Origin of the sequence: Bradyrhizobium sp. AUGA SZCCT0169 (genome assembly GCF_018130085.1) — a bacterium.
Classification (GTDB): domain Bacteria; phylum Pseudomonadota; class Alphaproteobacteria; order Rhizobiales; family Xanthobacteraceae; genus Bradyrhizobium.
This window is the reverse complement of the sequence record NZ_JAFCMC010000056.1, coordinates 1-22,195: the sequence shown is the minus strand read 5'-3', so window position 1 is coordinate 22,195 and position 22,195 is coordinate 1. Positions and strand designations below refer to the sequence as shown.

Annotated in this window: 18 protein-coding genes and 1 pseudogene; 13 read left to right on the top strand and 6 right to left on the bottom strand. The window is 63.4% G+C overall.

Features of this window, described 5'->3' with window-relative positions; genetic code table 11:
• Positions 1 to 318: 318 nt before the first annotated feature.
• Positions 319 to 627, bottom strand: a complete 309-nt coding sequence (gene rpmB / locus JQ609_RS33660; RefSeq protein WP_211998265.1) for a 50S ribosomal protein L28 — start codon at positions 625 to 627, stop codon at positions 319 to 321.
• Between the two features lie 395 nt (positions 628 to 1,022).
• On the opposite strand from rpmB, the gene JQ609_RS33655 reads away from it, so the two are divergent.
• The 8 genes and pseudogenes from JQ609_RS33655 (at position 1,023) to JQ609_RS33620 (ending at position 9,680) form a co-directional block, all read left to right on the top strand.
• Positions 1,023 to 1,835, top strand: a complete 813-nt coding sequence (locus JQ609_RS33655; protein WP_212276881.1) for a DUF3108 domain-containing protein — start codon at positions 1,023 to 1,025, stop codon at positions 1,833 to 1,835.
• Positions 1,836 to 2,300: 465 nt separating this feature from the next.
• Positions 2,301 to 5,885 (top strand): helicase-related protein, encoded by a 3,585-nt coding sequence (locus tag JQ609_RS33650; RefSeq protein WP_212276867.1) that lies wholly within the window; start codon positions 2,301 to 2,303, stop codon positions 5,883 to 5,885.
• 18 nt (positions 5,886 to 5,903) lie between these two features.
• Positions 5,904 to 6,173, top strand: a complete 270-nt coding sequence (locus JQ609_RS33645; protein WP_212209758.1) for an RNA-binding S4 domain-containing protein — start codon at positions 5,904 to 5,906, stop codon at positions 6,171 to 6,173.
• 147 nt (positions 6,174 to 6,320) lie between these two features.
• A complete protein-coding gene (gene fdxA / locus JQ609_RS33640; RefSeq protein WP_192736497.1) occupies positions 6,321 to 6,659 on the top strand; it encodes a ferredoxin FdxA in 339 nt (112 codons plus the stop codon).
• A gap of 440 nt (positions 6,660 to 7,099) precedes the next feature.
• A complete protein-coding gene (locus tag JQ609_RS33635; protein WP_212209757.1) occupies positions 7,100 to 7,882 on the top strand; it encodes a CarD family transcriptional regulator in 783 nt (260 codons plus the stop codon).
• 294 nt (positions 7,883 to 8,176) lie between these two features.
• Positions 8,177 to 8,632: a host attachment family protein gene (locus tag JQ609_RS33630; RefSeq protein ID WP_212276865.1), complete on the top strand. Its 456-nt coding sequence runs from the start codon at positions 8,177 to 8,179 to the stop codon at positions 8,630 to 8,632.
• A 282-nt stretch (positions 8,633 to 8,914) separates the two neighbouring features.
• A pseudogene (locus JQ609_RS33625) lies at positions 8,915 to 9,348 on the top strand (CBS domain-containing protein).
• Positions 9,349 to 9,386: 38 nt separating this feature from the next.
• Positions 9,387 to 9,680: a hypothetical protein gene (locus tag JQ609_RS33620; protein ID WP_212209754.1), complete on the top strand. Its 294-nt coding sequence runs from the start codon at positions 9,387 to 9,389 to the stop codon at positions 9,678 to 9,680.
• Between the two features lie 125 nt (positions 9,681 to 9,805).
• Here the strand turns inward: JQ609_RS33620 and JQ609_RS33615 are convergent, their stop codons facing one another.
• Together JQ609_RS33615 and JQ609_RS33610 are read right to left on the bottom strand one after the other, a co-directional pair.
• Positions 9,806 to 11,302 carry a M48 family metalloprotease gene (locus JQ609_RS33615; RefSeq protein WP_312014586.1) on the bottom strand — a complete coding sequence of 499 codons (1,497 nt, stop codon included), beginning with the start codon at positions 11,300 to 11,302 and terminating at the stop codon, positions 9,806 to 9,808.
• A 28-nt stretch (positions 11,303 to 11,330) separates the two neighbouring features.
• Complete coding sequence (locus JQ609_RS33610; RefSeq protein ID WP_249128748.1) at positions 11,331 to 12,083, bottom strand: thermonuclease family protein; 753 nt, start codon at positions 12,081 to 12,083, stop codon at positions 11,331 to 11,333.
• 483 nt (positions 12,084 to 12,566) lie between these two features.
• Between JQ609_RS33610 and JQ609_RS33605 the strand changes: the two genes are divergently transcribed.
• The 4 genes from JQ609_RS33605 (at position 12,567) to JQ609_RS33590 (ending at position 17,734) form a co-directional block, all read left to right on the top strand.
• Positions 12,567 to 13,784: an ABC transporter substrate-binding protein gene (locus JQ609_RS33605; protein WP_212276864.1), complete on the top strand. Its 1,218-nt coding sequence runs from the start codon at positions 12,567 to 12,569 to the stop codon at positions 13,782 to 13,784.
• A 138-nt stretch (positions 13,785 to 13,922) separates the two neighbouring features.
• Positions 13,923 to 14,717 carry an enoyl-CoA hydratase gene (locus JQ609_RS33600; protein ID WP_212209751.1) on the top strand — a complete coding sequence of 265 codons (795 nt, stop codon included), beginning with the start codon at positions 13,923 to 13,925 and terminating at the stop codon, positions 14,715 to 14,717.
• Between the two features lie 9 nt (positions 14,718 to 14,726).
• Positions 14,727 to 15,491, top strand: a complete 765-nt coding sequence (locus JQ609_RS33595) for a hypothetical protein (RefSeq protein ID WP_212276863.1) — start codon at positions 14,727 to 14,729, stop codon at positions 15,489 to 15,491.
• A gap of 128 nt (positions 15,492 to 15,619) precedes the next feature.
• Complete coding sequence (locus JQ609_RS33590) at positions 15,620 to 17,734, top strand: acetate--CoA ligase family protein (RefSeq protein ID WP_212276862.1); 2,115 nt, start codon at positions 15,620 to 15,622, stop codon at positions 17,732 to 17,734.
• 177 nt (positions 17,735 to 17,911) lie between these two features.
• Here the strand turns inward: JQ609_RS33590 and JQ609_RS33585 are convergent, their stop codons facing one another.
• From JQ609_RS33585 to JQ609_RS33575, 3 genes are read right to left on the bottom strand one after another with little or no spacing between them, the layout of a single operon-like run.
• A complete protein-coding gene (locus tag JQ609_RS33585; protein WP_212276861.1) occupies positions 17,912 to 18,730 on the bottom strand; it encodes an enoyl-CoA hydratase/isomerase family protein in 819 nt (272 codons plus the stop codon).
• Positions 18,731 to 18,769: 39 nt separating this feature from the next.
• Positions 18,770 to 19,930, bottom strand: a complete 1,161-nt coding sequence (locus JQ609_RS33580) for an acyl-CoA dehydrogenase family protein (RefSeq protein WP_212209747.1) — start codon at positions 19,928 to 19,930, stop codon at positions 18,770 to 18,772.
• A gap of 34 nt (positions 19,931 to 19,964) precedes the next feature.
• On the bottom strand, positions 19,965 to 21,029 hold the full coding sequence (locus JQ609_RS33575; RefSeq protein WP_212276877.1) for an acyl-CoA dehydrogenase family protein: 1,065 nt from the start codon (positions 21,027 to 21,029) through the stop codon (positions 19,965 to 19,967).
• A gap of 277 nt (positions 21,030 to 21,306) precedes the next feature.
• Here JQ609_RS33575 and JQ609_RS33570 point away from each other — a divergent pair, with 277 nt between their 5' ends.
• Positions 21,307 to 22,089: an SDR family NAD(P)-dependent oxidoreductase gene (locus JQ609_RS33570; RefSeq protein ID WP_212276860.1), complete on the top strand. Its 783-nt coding sequence runs from the start codon at positions 21,307 to 21,309 to the stop codon at positions 22,087 to 22,089.
• Positions 22,090 to 22,195 lie beyond the last annotated feature (106 nt).

Sequence of the window (22,195 nt, the reverse complement as noted above, 5' to 3'; positions counted from 1 at the left end):
TTGTCCCAACCCTTGAGCCATTGCTGAACTTTCAACGCGGGCACCTGACGATGCGGAGCTTCTGGCGACTTCTTCGACAAGGGGCTTTCCCAAAACTGGAGGATCGAAGTTCTTTATCAGTGGTTGAGAGAATAAGCGTGGTGCCATGAATGGATGAATATAGACTTACTACCTAGGATTGCTCCTTATCGAAACATTTGCAAGTTCGAGCTACGTTGGTAGTCCAAAACAAAAATGGCCGGGTCTTGGACCCAGCCATTCAAAACTCTTTGACTAACCCTTGTTCGGAGAGGGGGAGCGAGAGAGATCGCTAAACCTTCAGCTCGCCTTCTTCTCGTACACCGGCTTGCCGACCTTCTTCTGGATCGCGCGCTTGAGATCGAGCGCGCGGGGCGACAGCACGTCGGCCTTGGCCTTGAGGAGGTAGCCGTCGAGGCCGCCATTGTGGTCGACGCTCTTGAGCGCATTGGTCGAGACGCGCAGGCGCACGTTGCGGCCGAGCGCGTCCGAGATGAAGGTGACATTGACCAGGTTCGGCAGGAAGCGCCGCTTGGTCTTGATGTTCGAGTGGCTCACCTTGTTACCCACCAGCGGGCCCTTGGCCGTCAGTTCGCAGCGCCGAGACATCGCACAAAATCCTCTTCCATCCCCGCAATCAGCAAGCGCATCATGGCGCCGCGCGGGGGTCCAAAATCATGTCCATTTCCAGGAACCGCGGACGTATAGGGCTGTAGGCCCTAGGCGTCAAGGTTTTGCGGGGTTTCGCTTAAGATTTTGCGTACTCCCAAGAAGGCGGCATTGCCGGTTTGGAAGCCATTACAAGGGTTTAAGGATATCAAGACGTTAGGACCATATAAAGGGCGCAATCCCCGCCGACATCTTCAGTTCCCTGCGGATTGAGCCACCGCGAGGGACCGCCACGCGTTGATTGCCGGATATTTCTGATTACATAGACAAGAGCTCGCGCCAGCAGGACCGTCAGTTACGTGACCACACGTGCCATTTCGCATCGTTTCGGCCTGATGGGCAGTCTTGCGGCTGGCGCGCTGCTGTGGCTTGCGCCGCTGGAAGCGTCCGCGCAGGGCCGGCTCGATGCCCATTATGAGGCGTCGCTGGCGGGCATTCCCGTCGGCAAGGGCACCTGGACCATCGAAATCGGCGATGATGCGTTTTCCGCCTCCGCGCAGGGCGGTTCCACCGGCCTGCTGCAGGCGTTTTCCGGCGGCAAGGGTTCCGGCGCCTCGCAGGGCCGCGTCGTGGGTGGCGCGCTGGTCGCCAACGCCTATACCGCGACCACCACCAGTTCGAAGAAATCCGAGACCATCCGCCTTTCGATCGCGAACGGGGGCGTGAAGGATTTCACCATCGATCCGGAACCGCCTGTTGATCCCGACCGCATCGTCGTGACCGAAGCGCATCGCAAAAACGTGCTCGATCCGATGACGGGCGCGATGATCCGCGTGCCTGGAACGGGCGATCCGCTGTCGCCGGAGGCCTGCCGCACCGGCACCGGCATCTTCGACGGCCGGCTGCGCTATGACCTCAAGCTCGATTACAAGCGCATGGAAACGGTGAAGGCCGAGCGCGGCTATCATGGGCCAGCGGTGGTCTGCGCGGTCTATTTCACGCCGATCGCGGGCTATATCCCCGATCGTCCCGTGATCAAGCACCTCGCCAGCCAGCGCAACATCGAGATCGCCTTCGTGCCGATCGCGGGCACCCGGATCCTGGTTCCATTCCGCATGACGATTCCGACCCCGTTCGGGCCTGCGATGCTGGAAGCCACGAGTTTTGTCACAACGGCGGCGCCGCCAAGGGTGGCGAAGACGCAGTGATATAGCAACGCGCTCTATCGCTCCCTCCCCCCTTGCGGGGGAGGGTCGGGGAGAGGGGTTCTCACGGGCAGTCTCGCTTGTGGCTACCCCTCTCCCCCGCCCTCTCCCCCGCAAGGGGGGAGGGAGCGCACTGTCGCTCGCGGCGCGATCGATGCAACTCATGAAGATGAATCCCATTGACTCTTGACCGCTTCTGATTCGACTCCGAGCGCTCTCAATTTTAAGGAAACTCACCTGAAATCACCGCCTTGTGGAGCCCCGGCAAACTTGATCTAGTGCCGCATCATGAGCGCTAACGCTGGATGTTGCGGTGAACGAAGCCAGTTTAAGTAAGAGTCAGCGATTCCTTCGCGATTCGTTCTAGACTCGTTCCAGAGCTTAAGCCGCGACCGCATCACCGTCGCAAAGTGACACACAAAGCAAGCCGCGCGGCGCCGCTGAGAATCAAAGAAACACCTGCAAATTATGGCTTTCTCCTACTCGTCCACGTTTGGACATGAACGCGCTCCCGGCGCCGGCGTTACCGCGGTGCTGGGGCCGACCAACACCGGCAAGACGCACCTGGCGATCGAGCGGATGCTGGGGCATTCGTCCGGCATCATCGGCCTGCCGCTGCGGCTATTGGCGCGCGAGGTCTACAACAAGATCGCGGCGCGCGCGGGCACTGAGGCCGTCGCGCTGATCACCGGCGAGGAGAAGATCAAGCCGAAGAACCCGCGCTACTGGGTGTCGACGGTGGAAGCGATGCCGCGCGACATCGACGTGTCGTTCCTCGCGGTCGATGAAATCCAGATCGCGGCGGATCTCGAACGCGGGCACGTCTTCACCGATCGCATCCTGCACCGCCGCGGCCGCGACGAGACGCTGCTGCTGGGCGCTGCGACGATGCGGCCCATCATCGAGCGGCTGCTGCCGGGCGCATCGATCGTCACACGGCCCAGATTGTCGCAGCTCGAATTTGCCGGCGACCGCAAGATCACGCGCCAACCGCGGCGCACCGCGATCGTCGCGTTCTCCGCCGATGAAGTCTACGCCATCGCCGAATTGATCCGCCGCCAGCATGGCGGTGCGGCCGTGGTGCTGGGCTCGCTGTCGCCGCGCACGCGCAATGCGCAGGTCGAGATGTTCCAGAACGGCGACGTCGATTATCTCGTCGCGACCGACGCGGTGGGGATGGGCCTCAACCTCGACGTCGATCACGTCGCGTTCGCCTCCGACCGCAAATACGACGGCTACCAGTTCCGCCGCCTGAATCCGTCCGAGTTTGCACAGATCGCGGGCCGCGCCGGCCGCGCCACGCGCAATGGCACCTTCGGCACCACGGGCCGCTGCGCGCCGTTCGAGCCGGAACTGGTGAACGCGCTGCAGAACCACACTTTTGATAGCGTCAAAATGCTGCAGTGGCGCAATTCGAAGCTGGATTTCGCCTCGCTCGGCAGCCTGCAGGTCTCGCTGGCGCTCTCGCCGCAGCATGAAGTGCTCACGCGCGCGCCAATTGCGGAGGATCTGCGCGTGCTCGATCATGCGGCCCGCGACGGCGATGTGCGGGAAATGGCCCATGGGCCGGCGGCCGTGGAACGGCTGTGGGACGCCTGCCAGATCCCGGATTACCGGCGCCTGGCGCCGGCCGCCCATGCAGAATTGGTGACCACGCTGTACGGATTCCTGATGAAAAAGGGCCGGATTCCCGACGAATGGTTCGCCGCCCAGGTCGACCTGGCCGACCGCGTCACCGGCGATATCGACACGCTGTCGGGCCGGATCGCGCAAATTCGCACCTGGACCTTCGTCGCCAACCGGCCGGACTGGCTGGGTGACCCCGATCACTGGCAGGGGATCACGCGCGAGGTCGAAAATAAATTGTCCGATGCGCTGCATGAACGGCTAACGGAGCGTTTCGTTGACCGCCGTACCAGTGTATTGATGCGCCGCCTGCGGGAGAACAGTGTTTTGAATACGGAAATCGGCAAGACCGGCGAAGTGATCGTTGAAGGCCATGTGATCGGCCGCCTCGACGGATTCACCTTTGCACCAGATGCGGCGGAGGCCGGAAGCGACGCCAAGGCGTTGCAGGCGGCAGCACAGCAGGTGCTGGCCGGCGAGATCGACACGCGCGCCGAAAAGCTTGCGGCTGCGCCCGACGACGCCTTCGTGCTGACGTCAGATGGCACCATCCGCTGGACCGGCGATGCGGTGGCGAAGCTGGTCGCCGCCGACGACGCGCTGCATCCGCGCCTGCGCATCATCTCCGACGATCGGCTCAATGGCGCGGCGCGCGAAGCCGTGCAGACGCGGCTCGATCTGTGGCTCAAAACGCATATCGAAAAGCTGCTGGGTCCGCTGTTCGGGCTTGCCAAGGCCGAGGACATCACCGGCATTGCGCGCGGCATCGCGTTCCAGTTGATCGAGGCGCTCGGCGTGCTCGAGCGTTCGAAGATTACCGCCGAGATGAAGGATCTCGACCAGCCCTCGCGCGCGACGCTGCGCAAATACGGCGTGCGGTTCGGCGCCTATCACATCTATTTCCCGGGCCTGTTGAAGCCTGCGGCGCGTTCTCTCGCCTCGCTGCTGTGGGCCGAGAAGCAGGACAATGTCGATATGTCGGCGCTGTCGGGCGCGCAGCATCTGGCCTCGAGCGGCCGGACCTCGTTCGCGGTCGACAAGGCGCTGGCGCGCGACGCCTATCGCGTGCTCGGCTATCGCCAGTGCGGCGAGCGCGCGGTGCGCGTCGATATCCTGGAGCGTCTTGCCGATCTGATCCGCCCCGCTTTGGCGTGGCGCGAAAGCTCGCCGGGCGAAAAGCCCGCGGGCGCGTTCGATGGCCGCAGCTTTGTGGTGACGCAGGCGATGACCTCGCTGACGGGATCGGCCGGCGAGGATTTCGCCTCGATCCTGCGCGCGCTCGGCTATCGCTCCGAGCGCCGGGCGCCGCTGCCGCCGAAGCCGGTCGCGGCGACTGAGCCGGTGGTGGTGGAAGCCGCGCCGGTTGAGGTCACGGATGCTGTAACCGATGCGGCCGCGCCGACCGAAGCCACGGCAGCAGACGCGCCGCTGGAAGCTGCGGCAGAAGCGTCGTCCGAGGCGCCCGCGCAAACCGCTGACGAGACCATCGCCCAGCCGGTCTCCGGCGACCCCGCACCATCGGCCGCCTTGCTGCCCGAGGTCACCCTCGCGCCGGCGCCGGCCGAAGAGCCCGCGGTGGAAGCCGCGCCGGAGGTGGTCGAAGCCGAGGCCGTGGAGACACCGGTCGAGGAAGCCCAGGTGCTGACCGCATCGGAGGAGCCGGCCGCGCCTGACGTGACTGCCGCTGTTGAGGCGGCCACGGCTCCCGACGCGGTTGCCGTTGAAGCGACGACCGAGACGGTCGCCAGCGACGCGGCCCCGGCGGACGCTGCACCAACAGAAGCCGCCACCGAAGCCAAGCCCGATGCGCCTGTCGTGCCCGAAATGGTGGAAGTCTGGCGGCCCGGTGGCCGTTCGGAAGAACGCCGTCCGCACCACGACCGCAACCGCCAGCGTCGTCACGGCCATCAGCACGATCGCGCGCAGGCCTCGCAGGACGGTGCTGCGGCCGCTGCCGGCGAAGGTGGCGAGGCTGCGGGACGCGAGCAGCGTCATCGCCGCGGCCGCCGTCACAACGAGTTCCGCAAGCCGCGCGAGGGCGCGCCTGTTGACGCCAACGCCACGCCGCCCGCCGAGGGCGCACCGCAAGAGGCGCGTGCCGACAACCGTCCGCCGCGCGAGCGCTTCGAAGGCAAGGGCCGCGACAATGACAACCGCCGCGACAACAAGGGCGGTGGTCGTCCGGAGAAATTCGGCGGCGATCGCAACAAGGGTGACCGCAGCAAGGGTGGCGGGCGCGATAAAGGCGGCCGCGATTTCGGCGGGCGTGACAAGGGCGGCCGTGACAAGCGCGACTCCGGTCCGTCGCATCGGCAATACGCCACCAGCGCCGCGCCGCGCGAGCGTGACCGGCCAATCGATCCCAATTCGCCATTCGCCAAACTCGCGGCGCTGAAGGAACAGCTCGCCGGCAACAAGGATCGCTGATCCCTAAAAGGGTCCTCATTGGATCGACAGCGTCTCGATAAATGGCTGTGGCATGCGCGGGTGGTGAAGGCCCGCACGAGTGCTGCCGCATTGGTCGAGGCCGGCCACGTCCGCATCAACGGCGTGCGCGAGAAAGCGCCGGGACATGCCGTGAAGCTCGGCGACGTCGTCACCATCGGGCTCGACAATTCGGTGCGGGTGCTGAAAGTCGCAGGCTTCTCCGAGCGGCGGGGCGATGCCGCGGCCGCGCGCGTAACCTACGAGGATTTGCAGAACCGCAGGGAATGACTATCTGCAAACGAGCCCGTCAGGCGCTTGAAGACCCAAGCTTTCCGGCGCTGTGGCCTGCGTGTTGTTGCCTTGCTCTTCCCTTGCGGCTGCGCAGTTCATGCGCTACGCAAACCCCGGAAAAAGTTGACCGTTTCGGAGCCCTGGATGACTTACGTCGTCACTGATGCCTGCATCAAATGCAAATATACCGACTGCGTTGAAGTCTGCCCCGTGGACTGCTTCTACGAGGGCGAGAACATGCTGGTCATCCATCCCGACGAGTGCATCGACTGCGGCGTCTGTGAACCCGAATGTCCCGCCGACGCCATCAAGCCGGACACCGAGCCGGGCCTGGAGAAGTGGCTCGAGGTCAATACCGAATACGCCAAGGCCTGGCCCAACATCACCCAGAAGAAGGACCAGCCGCCCGACGCGAAAGAATTCGAGGGTGTGGAAGGCAAGTTCGAGAAATATTTTTCCAAGGAACCCGGTAGCGGGGACTGATTCGCCGGATCGCCCTTTCCAGACCAGTTGAGACCGCTCCGGACCTAATTTGAACCTAATTCGGAGCCACCAGACCCATACACAGCCTGCCGATTTAACCTTGTTGACGGACTTATGACCGAAAGGTCCCTGCAAAGGTCCGAAACGGGGCGTAAATCATTGATTTTTGCGGAAAATGTGCTATATTGGGCACATTACAAGCCGGATCCGGCCTTGCGTAACTTTGGCCCTCCCGGTGGTTCCGTAAAAAACATCGAACAGGGGCGTGGCAGTTCCGCGCGCAGGCTGTGTCACAGAAAACGCGTAAAAAGAGTGTTTCAAAGACTTCGAAAAAAGCCGCCGCGGCCAGCCGCAGCGCAACCAAAGGCCGTGCCAAGGCGTCCGTAAAGGAAGCCAAGAAGGCTGCAGCCACAAAGTCCTCGAAAAACAAAAGAAGCTCAATGCCTGACAAGACTGCAAAAACTGCCGCGAAAGCGACGGCTTCGAAGACCACTGCTTCGAAGGCCGCTCCGAAGACTGCCCCTAAAGCCGCTGTTGCTCCGAAGGCTGCCGTTGCTGCGCCCAAGGCCGCTGTCGTGGCGCCGAAGGCTGCCGCCCCGCGCGTGGAGGAGCCGAAGAAGGTCGTGACCCAGCGTCAGGGCTTCAAGGCCAATGAATTCGTGGTCTATCCCGCTCACGGTGTAGGCCAGATCCTGGCGATCGAGGAGCAGGAGATCGCGGGCGCCAAACTTGAGCTGTTCGTGATCAATTTCATGAAGGACAAGATGACGCTGCGGGTGCCGACCGCCAAGGTCGCCAATGTCGGCATGCGCAAGCTGTCCGATCCGGCGCTGGTCAAGAAGGCCCTCGAGACGCTCAAAGGCCGCGCGCGCGTCAAACGCACGATGTGGTCGCGCCGGGCGCAGGAATACGAAGCAAAGATCAATTCGGGCGACATCGTTGCGATCGCCGAAGTGGTGCGCGATCTCTATCGCTCGGAATCGCAGCCCGAACAGTCCTACAGCGAACGCCAGCTCTATGAAGCGGCGCTCGATCGCCTGTCGCGCGAAATCGCCGTCGTCCAGCATTCGACGGAGACCGAAGCGGTCAAGGAAATCGAAAGCCAGCTCGCCAAGAGCCCGCGCCGCGGCGCCAAGGCCGAAGCCGGTAGCGAAGCCGACGGTGAAGGCGATGACGCCGACGCCGACGGTGACGACGCGGCCGTTGCGGACGAGGCGGCGTAAGCTACGCTTCACAGTTTGAATTGCGAGAGGCCCGGTCGAGAGACCGGGCTTTTTGTTTGGGACAACCACCGTCATTGCGAGGAGCCAACGGGTCGCGCAAATGCGCGCCCGATGACAGGCTCCGCGACGAAGCAATCCACGCTTGCTTTGCGGCTCGATGGATTGCTTCGCTTCGCTCGCAATGACGGAGCACAATGGCGTGCATTTGCGGCGATGGCAGCGACGCCGGCCTCTCTTTGCGGAAACCTATCTTGGCTCCGGCGTTGTCAATCAACGCAACTGATTGGAGCAAGAATGGCCACGGAACCCGCAACCTATGTTCCCCATAACGCGCTTATCCTCGTCGGCGATGGTCAAAAGGCGCTCTTCCTGCGCAACAAAGGCACCGCGCATCGGGTCCAGCTTGTTGTCGAACGCATTATCGAGCGCGACAATCCGCCGACCCGCGAGCAGGGTACCGATCGTCCGGGGCGATCCATTGCAAGTGTTGGTGCGGCCCGGAGCGCCATGGAAGAAACAGACTGGCACCACATTGCCGAGGAGCGATTTGCCGGCGAGCTTGCCGACGCGCTGTATCGCCATGCCCATGCCAATCTTTTCAAGAAGCTTGTCATTATCGCCCCGCCGAAAGTGCTGGGTAATCTTCGCAAGGCCCTCCACGCGGAGGTCATCGCGTGTGTGACCGCGGAGATTCCAAAGGAACTGACGTCGCATCCGGTTGCCGAAATCGAGCGGCTTGTCGCGGCTTGAGCCGCTTGTCCGGATTCTTCGCAAACCCGACTCACGGCGAAACGAGCGCCGCGCCGGGTCCGATCGAAGCCAGATAAAGTTTACCGCGATGATCGGGAACGTTTCCTGAGCGCAATCATTCGGAGCATGTGGTGGCCGCAATGCAGTGGCCGGCAAGCAGGGCTCCGGCTGCATCAATCCATGATTGGTGGTTGGCTTTTGCCATCGGATCCGCTTGCCACAAATGCGGCAACGGACAAACCCTCTAGCAAGAACGGTTCAACAAGCACGGAAGGTGTGTCGATGAGAGTGAGCGAAGCAATGACGCGCGACGTCTACGTCGCCAGTCCGGACGAAACCATCCAGCAGGCAGCGATCGCCATGGCGGGGCTTGATTCGGGAGTCCTGCCCGTCGGTGACGCCGACCGGCTCATTGGCATGGTTACCGATCGTGACATCGCCATTCGCGGTGTTGCAGACGGCAAGGGCCCGGATGCGAGAGTCCGTGACGTCATGACGACGGACGTCAAATACTGCTTTGACGACCAGGATATCGGGGAGGTGACCCTCAATATGGGTGAGATCCAGGTCCGGCGCATGCCGGTCCTCGATCGCGACAAGCGCCTCGTCGGCATTCTGTCGCTGGGAGACGTCGCCGTTGTCGACGGCGATGGCGTGGCCGGGAAGCGTTGAGCCTGGTTTCGCGTCCGGGAGGCGAGCACACGCAGACCGGCTAGCACCGAAGACGTGCTTAACATCGAAAGTGGAGCAGATCATGAAGCTGAATTCGACACAGGTTAAACAAACCCTGAGCCAGTTCCAGGCCGAGGTTCTTCCCGACGATCATCCGGCGGTCGCCCAACTGAACAATCTGTTCGGCAACCACACGTTCTTTCTGGATACCCGCGGCCTCAAGGTTCTCGAACCTACCGGGGCGCCGGAGACGGAAGCCCAAAGCGGCGAAGTCGTCAGTCTCGCCGACTGGAGCGATGCAACGCTCACAAGCCTGAGGCCGCATGAACCGGAAATGACGGGTGTAGTCGTGGTGCTTGAGCCGAGCAGGCATTGATCTGCATCGTCATTGCAAGGAGCGAAGCGACGAAGCAATCCATGCTTGCTTTGCGGCTATGGATTGCTGCGCTTCGCTCGCAATGACGGTGGCTGATCGCCCCTCCGCCCAAGCAATTTCGCGCGTCAATCCACCACGATCTTGACGCGGTCGCGGGTCTTGACCTGGGCGTTGGCGTCGAGACCGTTGAGGATGCGGAAGCGCTGGGCCGGGCGGTCGACGCCGGACATGCGGTGCGAGAGCGATTCCACGGTGTCGCCGGGCTGCACGGTGATGACTTTTATGCGCAACGGACGTGCCGCCTGAATCTCCTCGAGCGTCAGGCGGCGGAACGAGTTGACGGTCTCGCGCGCGTTGCGCTCGCTTTCGGTGGTCTTCTGCTTGGCGGCAAAAATGAAGCGGTAGACGTCGCTGCCGAAGCGCAGCGCGTAGACCTTGAACTGCCACTGGTCGCCACTCGCCGAGGCCGACGCCGCCGGGAAGCCGTTGATGGTGAGGTCCTCGGTCGAGGCCTTCTCGACGCCTTCCATCCAGCCGGAATTGAGGTAGTCGCCGAGCGTCTGCTCGGCCGGCACCCGGACCACGTCGAAGCGCATCGCCTGCGTGCCGCCTTCGCGGACGCCGATCACGGCCTGCGCGGTGTTGTCGAGCGTGAACGTGTCGGGGGCGGCAAACGTGAAACCGAGCTTGGGATGCAGGAAGCGCCGGCCGCGCACAAAACCTTCGCTGGGGTCTTCGCCATAGACGATGTTGTCGATCGCGGCGAGATAAGTCTCGCGGTCGCGCTCGCCGCCTTCCGGCGACGAGAACTGCCGGGCCGAGTTCTGCGCATTCTGCACGCGCTCCGGGGTTGCCGGGTGCGACGACAGAAAGTCCTGCGCGCGGGGATCAAGCGAGGTCTTGCCGGCCTTCAGCGCTGCGTTGCGCTCCATCGCGCTCAGGAAGCGCGAGGCGCCATAGGGATCGAAATGCGCGCGCGCCGAAATACCGACGCCGATGCCGTCGGCCTCGAATTCCTGGGCGCGCGAGAAGCTCGCCATCGTCAGTTTTGTTTTCGCAAGCGCCAGCGCGGTCAGATCCGGATCGTTGCTCATATCGGTGACGACGCGGGTGACGACGGCCGCCTGCCTTGCCTTGTCGTCGCGGATCGAGGCGTGCTTGGCCAGCACATGCGCCATTTCGTGGCTCAGCACCGAAGACAATTCCGAGGTGTCGCTGGCGAGCGCGATCAGGCCGCGCGTCACATAGAGCTGGCCGGTCGGCAGTGCGAACGCGTTGACCGCGCCGGAATTCAGGATTGTCACCCGATAGGCCTGGTCGGGACGGTCGGAGGCCGCGACCAGCCGGTCGACGGTCTTGCCGATCAGCGCCTCCAGCTTCGGATCGTCATAGGCGCCGCCATAGGAGGAGAGGATGCGCTCATGCTCGCGCTCGCTCGCCGGCGTCTGCGCCACGGTGCGGTTCGGTTTGGCGGGCGAAGTGGCCGTCGTCGGCGCTGCGGTCTCGAACCGGCCGCCGACACTGCCGCAGGCCGACAGCGTCAAAGCAGCGCACAGCACGGCCGGCGCAGCCAAAAGGCGGCGGCCTGTACTTCCCTCGCGCCGTCCTGAACGCTTCGTCACGTCAGCCCACTCTTCTCTTCCGAACGAGCTAATTCCCGCCGAGTACTTCAATCTGTCCCACCCGAAGCACGTCGATCCGTGGCCCACCCCGCGCCTCGACATAGCCGCGGACACGAATCCGTCGATTTTCGAAGGACTTAGGCGACAGCCCGGCCGCCTCGAACGCCGGTATCATGCGCCTTGAAATAGTCACAGCAAAGTCCCGTGTCCAGTTCCGGCCAAAATTCAGATAGGTCGTTGCCCCTGCCTGCCGCACGGACAAAACCCTGCCCTCGACCACCGTAAAGTGCCCAATCCCGGCCAAAATATCGCCGGGACTTTCCGCGTTTTTTATGGCCGCCGGATCGGCCCAGGTTCCCCTTTTGGCCCGGCGCGCCTCGGCCTCGGCGACCGCCAGTTCCGCGGCGCAGTCCTTGTCGGCCATTTCGGTCGAAACTAGCGCCTCGCCACGGCGCAGCAGCTCGCTCTGCACCGAGGTTTCGGAACCCGGCAGGAACACGAAGGCGGACTGGCGGCCGTAACGGTCCGGCGCGTCGTCGTCGCCGCGCAGTATCACACCGCGCCCGGTAACGATCGAAGACAGGGCTGCTGCGCCCGCCGTTTTGGTTTTGTCCGAGGCGGCGGACACGATGCCGGCGAGACGGACTTCGCGGCCGTCGTCGAGGCGAAAACTGCGCGCGTCGATCACGGCACCGACGCGGCCTTCGCCTTGCGGTTCGAAGATGCAGCCGGCGGCGCTGGCGGGAGTGGTGGTCATGACGACAAAGCCACATGTCAGCATGGCTGCGATGCGCGCACTGTGACGGTTTTGGTCCACGCGTCTCATAACGTGGTGACGGCTCCTTGTGATATCATCATACCGCATCATCAATCCTCATGGTGAGGAGGCGCGCATGCGCCGTCTCGAACAATGAGGCCACAGTGGTCGCTCCTGGCCTTCGTCCTTTGAGACGCTTGCTTTGCAAACCCTCAGAATCTCGCAAAAAGAGATCAATGAATTAGCGCCTGGTACCAACGCCGTCATGCCCGGCCTTGTGCCGGGCATCCACGTCTTTGCTTTCGTTGTGCGCGAAGGAAGACGTGGATGGCCGGGACAAGCCCGGCCATGACGAACTCTACATGAGACTCCATTCCGTTTAACGGAAAAACGCATGCGAGACGCGCTTCGCGCGCGCCTTGCCGCTGTGGGAGCCATGCGGCATGATCGCGCCGAGTGAAATTCGAAGCCGCTGGCAATGCGGCAGCCAAGAAAAGGGAGGCCTTCATGAAACGGTTTGTCACGGGCATTTTCGCCGCTTTCTCGGCGATCAGCCTGGCGATGTCGAGCACGGCTGCGCTGGCGCAGGCCAAACCGTCGCTCAAGCTCGGCGGCATCCTCGACATGTCGAGCCTGTATGCTGACATTACCGGCCCCGGCAGCGAGTATGCGGCCAAGATGGCGGTGGAGGATTTCGGCGGCGAGGTGCTCGGCCGCAAGATCGAGATCATCGCGGCCGATCATCAGAACAAGGCCGACCTTTCGGCCAACATCGCCCGCGACATGTTCGACAATCAGGGCGTCGAAATGCTGTTCGACGTCGCGGCGTCCGCCACCGCGCTGGCCGCCGGCGAAATCGCCAAGGCGCGCAACAAGATCGTGATCTTCAACGGCCCCGGCTCGATCCGCCTCACCAACGAAGCCTGCGGTCCCCTGACTGTCCATTACGTGTTCGACACCTACGGTCAGGCCAATGTGACCGGCCTGGCTTCCGTCAAGCAGGGTCTGGACAGCTGGTACTTCCTGACCGCGGACTATGCGTTCGGACATGATCTGGAAAAGGATACCGCCAATGTGGTGGCGAAGTCCGGCGGCAAGGTGCTCGGCAGCGTGCGGCATCCGCTCAACACGTCCGACTTCTCCTCGTTCCTGCTGCAGGCGCAGAGCTCCAAGGCCAAGGTGATCGGCCTCGCCAATGCCGGCGGTGACACCATCAACGCCATCAAGCAGGCAGCCGAGTTTGGATTGATGAAGAGCGGCCAGAAGGTCGCGCCGCTGCTCGCCTTCGTCACCGATATCGACAGCATCGGGCTGGAGACCGCGCAGGGCCTGCTGCTCGCCGAAGCGTTTTACTGGGACCTCAACGACGATACCCGCGCGTTCTCAAAACGCTTCATGGATCGCATCAAGCGCGTGCCGACGTCGGCGCAGGCCGGCGTCTATTCCTCCGTCACGCATTATCTGAAGGCGGTCAAGGTCGCGGGCACCACCGATTCGGCGGCCGTCATGAAAATCATGAAGGAGACGCCGATCAACGACATGTTCGCCAAGAACGGCAAGATCCGTGAAGACGGCCGCATGGTGCACGACATGTACCTGTTCGAAGTCAAGAAGCCGTCGGAATCGAAAGGCCGCTGGGACGACTACAAGCTGCTGGCGACCATTCCCGGTAACGAGGCGTTCCAGTCGCTGGAATTGTCGCGCTGCCCGCTGGTGAAGAAATAGAAATTGGGACCTCGTCATTGCGAGCGAAGCGAAGCAATCGATAGCGCGGCAAGAAGATAGAATGGATTGCTTCGTCGCTACGCTCCTCGCAATGACGTTGAGAGATTCAACCAACAATAACCACGAAAGAACCCGCACATGAGCCAGAACGAAATGGTCCTCCAGCAGCTCGACCAGGGCTTGCTCACCATCATCATGAACCGTCCCGACCGGCGCAACGCGCTCAATCCGGACATGACGCGTGGTCTTGTCGAGGCGGCGCGGCGCGCGGCCGAGGATCACGAGGTGCGCGCGGTGCTGCTGAAGGGCGCCGGCGGCACGTTCTGCGTCGGCGGCGACGTCAAGTCGATGGCGGAGGGGCGGGCGCCGCTGTCGTTCGAAGCCAAGATGGTCAATCTCCGCCGCGGCATGGAAGTCTCGCGCATCCTGCACCAGATGCAAAAGCCCGTGGTGGCGCAGGTCGATGGCGCCGCGGCCGGCGCCGGGCTCTCGATCGCGCTCGCCTGCGATCTGCGGATCGCCAGCGCGTCCTGCAAGATCACGACGGCGTTTGCAAAGGTCGGACTGTCCGGCGACTACGGCGGCACGTATTTTCTCACCCAAATGCTCGGCAGCGCCAAGGCGCGCGAATTGTATCTGACCTCGCCGGTGCTCAGCGCGCAGGAGGCCTACAATCTCGGCATGGTGACCAAGGTGGTGCCCGACGCGGAAGTCGAGGCGGTCGCGTATGATCTGGCGCTGTCGCTGGCGCAGGGCCCGTCGATCACGCTCGGCTACATCAAGCGCAACATCAACAACGCCGAGACGATGTCGCTGGAAGAATGTTTTGACGCCGAGGCGATCCACCATTCGCGCTCCGGCGAGACCCTCGATCACAAGGAAGCGGCAAAGGCGTTTGTCGAGAAGCGCAAGCCCGTGTTCCAGAACCATTGAGGTAGTGACATGGCCGGGTATATGAGGTTGCGGCAGATCTGCCTGGTGGCGCCGAAGCTGGAGCCCGTGATTTCGGACATTGCCGCGATCATGGGGCTGAACGAGTGCTTCCGTGACGGCAACGTCGCCAAATACGGCCTGGAGAACGCGCTGCTGCCGGTCGACACCATGCTGCTCGAAGTGGTAGCGCCGTTCCAGCCGGGCACCGCGGCGGGGCGCTTCATCGACAAGAATGGCGGCCGCGGCGGTTATATGGCGATCTTCTGCTGCGATGACCCGGATGCCTACGGCAGGCGCGCCAACGAGATGGGCGTGCGCACCGCGAACGTGATCACGCACGCGCCCTATCACGGCGTGCAACTGCACCCGCGCGATTGCCGCGCCGCCTTCATCGAGTTCAACCACACCGAAGGCAGCGACGACATTCTGGGACCCTATCCGCCGGCCGGCCCCGACTGGCAGAAGTCGATCGCCAAGGATGTAACGCTGGCGCTGACCGACGTCGAGATGGAAAGCCCGGAACCGGAGGTGCTGGCCGCGCATTGGGGCCAGATCATCGGCGTCGCCGTGAGCAAGAACGCGAAGGGCGAGCCGGAGCTGAAACTGCCCAATGCCAGCTTCCATTTCGTCAAGGGTCCGGCCGATCTGATGAGCGGGCTGACGTTCAAGGTCGCCGATATCGCCAAGGTGCGGGATGCGGCCAGGGCGAAGGGCTGCAAGGTGACCGGGGACGGGTTTGATCTGTGCGGGGTGAGGTTTAATCTCACGGCGTGATTGACGCGCGTTCACCCAGTCGTCATGCCCGGGCTTGTCCCGGGCATCCACGTCTTTAAAGTCCAGCGGAAAGCAAGACGTGGATGGCCGGGTCAAGCCCGGCCATGACGGAGATAGGCGCATCCCCCATGCCGCATCCGCTCGACAGTTTCTTCGCGCCCGACAGCATCGCGCTGATCGGCGCCTCGCGCGATCATGAGAAGATTCCGGGGCGGCTGCTGTCGATGCTGCGCAAGAACGAGTATCCGGGCAGGATCTATCCGATCAATCCGAACTATCCCGATATCGACGGGCTGCGATGCTACAAGACAATCGCCGAGGTCGGCGCGCCGGTCGATCTCGCCATCATCATCATTCCCGCCCCCGCCGTGGTGGGCGCGCTGGAGCAGTGTGCCGCGGTCGGCGTCAAGAATGCCGTCATCATTTCCTCCGGCTTTGCGGAGGAAGGCGGCGACAGCGTTGTCATGCAGGACAAGATCGTCGCGATTGCGAAGCGCACCGGCATGCGGATTTCAGGTCCCAATGCCGAAGGTTTCCTGAGCGAAGTGCAGAAGGTCGCGGCGACCTTCAGCCCGACTGTCGACGTCAAGCCGGGTCATGTGCCTGTTGTCGCGACCACACGGCGGATCGCCATTGTCGCGCAAAGCGGCGGCATCGGTTTTGCCATCAAGCATCGCGCCAAGGCGCTCGGCGTTGCGATCAGCTATTGCGTCAGCGCCGGCAATGAAAGCGATCTCGGCGCAGGCGAATTTCTGGATTACATGGTGCAGGATGCTTCCACCGACGTGATCCTGCTGTTCATCGAGGGCATCCGCGACGTCGACAAATTCCTCGCCGCGGCCCGCCGCGCCGCGGAAATGCGAAAGCCCGTCATCGTGACAAAAGTCGGCCGTTCCGGCGCGGGCGAGCGCGCCGCGGCCTCGCACACCGCCAGCATGGCCGGATGGTCGGCGGCCTATGACGCGGTGTTCGCCAAGTATGGCTTTATCGTCTCCAACGATCTCGACGAAGCGGTGACGATCGCCGCCGTGCTGACGACGAACCCGCTGCCGAAGGGCGACCGTGTCGCGGTGCTGACCGTGTCCGGTGGCGGCGGGATCTGGGGCGCCGACACGGTCTCGATGCAGGGGCTGAAGGTTCCGGAACTGTCGCAGGCCGTCCAGAATCAGATCAAGCAGTGGATGCCGTCCTATGGCGCCGCGGGCAATCCGATCGATGTTACCGCACAAGGCGTCAGCAGCGGCGGCCTGCAGAAGACCATCGATCTGCTCGCCGTCTCCGACGAAGTCGACGCCATCCTGGTGGTGCTGTCGCTGTCGAGCGAGGTGCGGATGTGGTTCAAGGAGGCCGAGCTGAAGCCGGTGATCTCGGCGCAGAACAAGCCGATCGTGTTCTATTCCTACACGCTGCCGTCGGCATTCGCGCGCGGAGAACTCGCAAAATCCGGCGTCGTGGTGCTGTCGGGCCTCACGCATGTCGGCGTCGCGATGCGGGCTCTGGTGGAGTATTCCAATTTCAAGCTGGCGGCGCTTGCGGATATGGCGACAGTGCCGTCACGCGATCTATCCGCGCATCTGACATCACCGGCGCTGTCGGAGTTCGACAGCAAGTCGCTGCTGCGGGATGCCGGCATTGCATTGCCGGACGAAATGCTGGTGACCGATCGGGGCGAACTCGACGCCGCAATCGCCCGCGCGGGCTTTCCGCTGGTCATGAAGATCCAGTCGCGCGACATCCCGCACAAGAGCGAGGTCGGCGGCGTCCGCGTCAATATCACGACCAAGGGCGAAGCGTTTACGGCCTACGGCATGCTGCTCGACAGCGCGCGAAAACACCGGCCGGACGCCGCGATCCAGGGCGTGCTGGTCGGGCCGATGGCCAAAAAGGGCGTCGAGATCATCGTCGGAACGCTGACGGACAAGGTTTTCGGGCCGGTCATCATGGTCGGCCTCGGCGGCATCACCACGGAATTGTTTCGCGACGTGATCTACCGGCCGGCGCCGGTGAGTGCGGAAGAGGCGACGGTGATGCTGGGGGCTCTGAAGGCCGCGCCGCTGCTCAACGGGTTTCGTGGCGTGGCGAAGGCCGATATCGCCGCGCTGTCGCGGTTGATTTCAGAACTGTCGGTGCTGGCGGCGCAACACGCCAGTGAGATTTCGGAGATCGAGATCAATCCGGTGCTGGTCCACCCGGAGGGGCAGGGCGCGACGGTTGTCGATGCGTTAGTCGTACGCAAGAACTAACAACACGTCGTCCCTGCGCTTGCTTCCCTCTCCCCATGAGGGAGAGGGTGGACGCGATGCGCAGCATCGCGGACGGGTGAGGGGTTCTCTCCTCACGGTAAGATGCGGGTGAGGATAGAGACCCCTCATCCGGCGCTTCGCGCCACCTTCTCCCACAAGGGGAGAAGGAAGAAGAGACTACCGCCCCTTGAAGTTCGCGACCCTTCGCTCGGCCGTGGCCTTGACGCCTTCCTTGAAGTCTTCGGTGGCGCGCAGGCGGGATTGTTCGGCGAGTTCGTGGTTGGTCGCGGCCAGCACGCGGTCGGCGAGGCCGGCGCGCATGGTGGCGCGGGTCGAGAGCAGGCCGAGCGGTGAGCATTCGGCGATTTCAGCTGCGAGCTTCATGGCCTCAGTGCGCACCTGATCCTGCGGCACGCAGATATTGGCGAGGCCCATTTTGGTGGCCTCCTCGCCGGTGATGCGGCGGCTGGTGTAGAAGATCAGTTCCGCGTTGTTCTTGCCGACGAGTTCGGGAAGCGTCGTGGTCAGCCCGAAGCCCGGATGAAAACCGAGTTTGGTGAAGTTGGCGGCAAAGCGCGCCTCCGGGCAGGTGACGCGGAAGTCAGCCGATACCGCCAGACCAAGGCCGCCGCCGATGGCTGCGCCCTGGACCGCCGCGACGACCGGCTTCTTGGCGCGGAAGATGCGCACCGCGTGCAGATAAAGACTGTTGATCGAACCGAGGCTGTCGGCGGGATCGCCCTTTTTGGCTGCTGCCGCCTCGGCGGCTTCCTGCTCCTGCCGCTTTGGATCGCTGAAATTGGCGCCGGCGCAGAACGCCTTGCCCTGGGCTGCGAGAACCGACGCGCGGATGTCGATATCCTGATCGAATTCCTCCAGCGCATCCGCGATCTGGTTGATCAGCGAAATGTCGAAGAAGTTCAGCGGCGGCCGCTGGATTTCGATCAGGCCGACGTGGCCGTGCTTCTCGACGCCGATATCCGTGTATTTTGCCATTTTGTTTCCTCGTTGAATGAACGCAAGCCAGGCCGCGCGCTAGCGCAAACCAAGCCCGCGGGCGATGATGCCGCGCAGCACTTCGGTGGTGCCGCCCTGGATCGTCAGTTTTGGTGCGGTCTTGATCGCGAACGAGAGCTGGTTCTCCAGCGTCTCGCGGTTGGTGGCGGTTTCCTCGACGAACGCCGCAAGGTCGCGCACCCGGTGCGGCAGCGCCTGTTCCCACACCGTGCCGATGTCTTTGACGATGGAGGCTTCCACCACCGGCTCCTTGCCGGCCTGCAGCATGCCCGCTACCGACACCGACATGCGCCGCATCGTGTGCAGCTGCGCCACCAGTCGGCCGATGCCTTCGGCGCTGCGGGTATCCGGGTTGTTGCCGACGGCGCGGACCAGTTCGGTCAGCACGTAATAGGTCTCGAGAAAACGTTCCGGGCCGCTCCGTTCATAGGCGAGCTCCGAGGTTGCCTGCTTCCAGGCGCCGTCGACTTCGCCGAGCACGTGATCTTCGGGGACGAAGAAGTCGGTGAAAACAACCTCGTTGAATTCGTACTGGCCGGTGATCTGCTGGATCGGGTTCACCTCGATGCCCGGCTGCTTCATCTTGACCAGAAACTGGGTCAGGCCGTGGCGGCGGTTTTCCTTGGTCGGTGGCGAGGTGCGGAAGATCGCGATCATGTAGTCGGCGATATGCGCCGACGAAGTCCAGATCTTGGTGCCGTTGATCAGGTAGCCGCCGTCGGTCTTGGTGGCGCGGGTTTTGGCCGCGAACAAATCGGAGCCGGAGTTGGGCTCGCTCATCCCGATCGCAAAGCAGACCTCGCCGCGGCAGATGCGCGGCAGGATGTCCATCTTGATGTTCTCGGGCGCGTATTTCAGCAGCACGGGCCCGCTCTGACGGTCGGCGACGAAGAAGCGCCGCGTCGGCGCGTTGGCGACGCGCATCTCTTCGGTGACCACATAGCGTTCGAGGAACGAGCGCTCATGGCCGCCATATTTCTTCGGCCAGGTCATGCCGAGCCAGCCCTTGGCGCCGACCCGGCGGGAAAATTCCGGCGCGTCGGTGTCTTCGCGGTTGGGCTGGTGCGGATCGAAGGTGCCGGCGGCGATCTCCTCGGCGAGGAAGGCGCGCACTTCCTTGCGAAGCTGTTCGCATTCGGGCGGCAGGCGGATCGGATCGAAACGGAGGGCTGCGGTCATGGGGCGTCTCTATGCAGGCAAACGGTTGAGAAAATCAGCGCGAGGCCACCAGCGGCCACAATTCATCGGCGCCGCGGTTGGCCACCAGTCTGCCAAGCTCGACCGCCCAGTAGCTTTCCGAGCCGAAATCGTCGCGCCATCCCAGCGCCCGCAGCGAGTAGCGATGCAGAATGTGCTCGCTGGTGAAGCCGATCGCGCCATGCACCTGATGGGCGATGCCGCCGCCCTTCTCGGCCGCTTCCGAGCAGCGGATTTTGGCCGATACCGCTTCGAGGAACACTTCGTCGTTGAATGAAGTGGCGTTGGCGATGGCATCTGCGGCCGAAGTCGCTGCAGCCAGCGCCGCGGCCGACTCGCCCGCGAGCCGCGCCAAATTGTGCTGCACCGCCTGGAATTTCGAAATCTTCTTCTCGAAGGCGACACGCTCGTTGGAATAGCGGACGGAAATTTCCAGCATCGATTCCAGCGCGCCGGCGATCTGCAGGGAGCGGGCGACGCCGCCCATCAGCATCAGATGGGTCTGCTCAAAACCTTTCGGCGCCGGCTTGGTCGTCACCGGCTGCACCTTGTCGAAGGTCACGGTGTCGCTGTGATCGCCACCGAGGCCGAGGCCGGAATCGATCCGGCACTTGGCGGCTTCAACGAGCGCGATCGAGAGACCCTTGGCATCGCCGGCGACAACCGCGATGTGCTTGGCGGCTTTCGCAAACGGCACGCCGCGGGCCTTGCCCGACAGGCTGCCATCGGCATTGAGCGTGATGCGGTCCTTCGGGCTTGCGGGCGCGACCGTCATTTCGCCGTCGGGCGAGGAGATTTTCGCCTGCGCCAGCAGCCATCCCGCCAGCATGGTTTCGGCCAGCGGTACCGCGACCGCAAAACGTCCGGCGGCGCTGAGAACGGAAAAGCCCTCGGCAAGGCTCGCGCCCGAACCGCCGCAATCCTCCGGCAGCCAGGACAGCGGCAGGCCGGATTCGCTCAGCGCCTGCCAGAGCGGGGCCTTCCACGCGCCGTTCTTGTCGCGATTGATGGTTTGGGCGTCGGCGAGATCGGCGAAGATCTTCTCCGCGGTCTCGGCAACGATGTTCTCACTCTCCGCCACAGCGTTCCTCATCTTGATTGGCTCAGTCTATTGGCACTGGGCCCGGCTGTTCCGCCGGCTTCAGGTGCGGTCTTTTCTTGCGCTTTATGATGCGGAAAAGCCATAGCCCTGACAAGCGTTGCCCGCAGGGCCGCCTGCGGCGGCGGCATACAGAGCGACAGGCGAAGAATAAATTCCGCGCGACGGATTTCCTCGATTTGCAGGGACTTTGCCCCGCGATATGGTAGACGCGGAAATAGGCTCGAACAAAGTTTCAAAACAAAAAGAGGAAATGCGGATGTCGAAGGATGGTTTGTGCGCGATCGTAACGGGTTCGGCATCCGGCCTTGGGGCTGCGACCGCGGCCATTCTGGCCAAGGGCGGTGCGCGTATCGTCGTCAATTACTCCAACAGCAAGACCGAGGCCGAAGCGACCGCTGACCTCTGCCGCACGGCGGGCGCCGAAGTCATCGTGGTGCAGGGCGATGTTTCGCGCGACGAGGACTGCAAGAAGATCGCCGCGGCTGCCGCATCCTGGGGACGGCTTGACGTCCTCGTCAATAATGCCGGCACCACCAAGCATGTGCCGCACGACAAGATGGATGATCTGACGGCGGAAGATTTCCAGCGCATCTATGCCGTCAACACCATCGGCCCGTTCCAGATGATCCGCGCCGCGCGCGCGCAGCTCGAAGCGGGCGCCAAGGCCGCCGGGCGGGCGTCCGCCGTGGTCAACGTGTCGTCGGTGGCCGGCATTTCCGGTGGCGGCTCGTCGGTCGCCTATGCCGCGAGCAAGGGCGCGCTCAACACCATGACGCAATCGCTGGGGCGCGCATTGGCGCCGTTGATCCGCGTCAATACGGTATGCCCGGGCTACATCGATACGCCCTGGTTCACCAAGGGCCGCGGCGAGGCCGGCGCCAAGGCGGTGCGGGATTCGGTGATTGCGAAGGTGCCGCTGAAGACGGCCTCGACGGCCGAGGATATCGCGCAACTGGTCTGCTTCCTCGCCTCGCCGGCGTCGGGACAGATGACCGGCGAATTCGTGCGCATGGACGCGGGGATGCATTTGGTTTTGTGAGGATGCAATCATTTGTCGTCCCGGCCTTCGCCCTAGGGCATGCACACATGTCTGAGGCTCCATCCTGCGGCGGCGGCGTGGAAGTATTCGAGGCCGTGCTTCATGG

Excerpts from the sequence above, each read along its gene's own strand:
- JQ609_RS33590 (WP_212276862.1), top strand. The coding sequence starts at position 15,620 with ATGCCGCATCCGCTCGACAGTTTCTTCGCGCCCGACAGCATCGCGCTG.
- JQ609_RS33630 (WP_212276865.1), top strand. The coding sequence starts at position 8,177 with ATGGCCACGGAACCCGCAACCTATGTTCCCCATAACGCGCTTATCCTC.
- rpmB (WP_211998265.1), bottom strand. The coding sequence starts at position 627 with ATGTCTCGGCGCTGCGAACTGACGGCCAAGGGCCCGCTGGTGGGTAAC.
- JQ609_RS33595 (WP_212276863.1), top strand. The coding sequence starts at position 14,727 with ATGGCCGGGTATATGAGGTTGCGGCAGATCTGCCTGGTGGCGCCGAAG.
- JQ609_RS33635 (WP_212209757.1), top strand. The coding sequence starts at position 7,100 with ATGCCTGACAAGACTGCAAAAACTGCCGCGAAAGCGACGGCTTCGAAG.
- JQ609_RS33610 (WP_249128748.1), bottom strand. The coding sequence starts at position 12,083 with ATGCTGACATGTGGCTTTGTCGTCATGACCACCACTCCCGCCAGCGCC.
- JQ609_RS33605 (WP_212276864.1), top strand. The coding sequence starts at position 12,567 with ATGAAACGGTTTGTCACGGGCATTTTCGCCGCTTTCTCGGCGATCAGC.
- fdxA (WP_192736497.1), top strand. The coding sequence starts at position 6,321 with ATGACTTACGTCGTCACTGATGCCTGCATCAAATGCAAATATACCGAC.
- JQ609_RS33585 (WP_212276861.1), bottom strand. The coding sequence starts at position 18,730 with ATGGCAAAATACACGGATATCGGCGTCGAGAAGCACGGCCACGTCGGC.
- JQ609_RS33570 (WP_212276860.1), top strand. The coding sequence starts at position 21,307 with ATGTCGAAGGATGGTTTGTGCGCGATCGTAACGGGTTCGGCATCCGGC.
- JQ609_RS33620 (WP_212209754.1), top strand. The coding sequence starts at position 9,387 with ATGAAGCTGAATTCGACACAGGTTAAACAAACCCTGAGCCAGTTCCAG.
- JQ609_RS33580 (WP_212209747.1), bottom strand. The coding sequence starts at position 19,930 with ATGACCGCAGCCCTCCGTTTCGATCCGATCCGCCTGCCGCCCGAATGC.
- JQ609_RS33655 (WP_212276881.1), top strand. The coding sequence starts at position 1,023 with ATGGGCAGTCTTGCGGCTGGCGCGCTGCTGTGGCTTGCGCCGCTGGAA.
- JQ609_RS33650 (WP_212276867.1), top strand. The coding sequence starts at position 2,301 with ATGGCTTTCTCCTACTCGTCCACGTTTGGACATGAACGCGCTCCCGGC.
- JQ609_RS33600 (WP_212209751.1), top strand. The coding sequence starts at position 13,923 with ATGAGCCAGAACGAAATGGTCCTCCAGCAGCTCGACCAGGGCTTGCTC.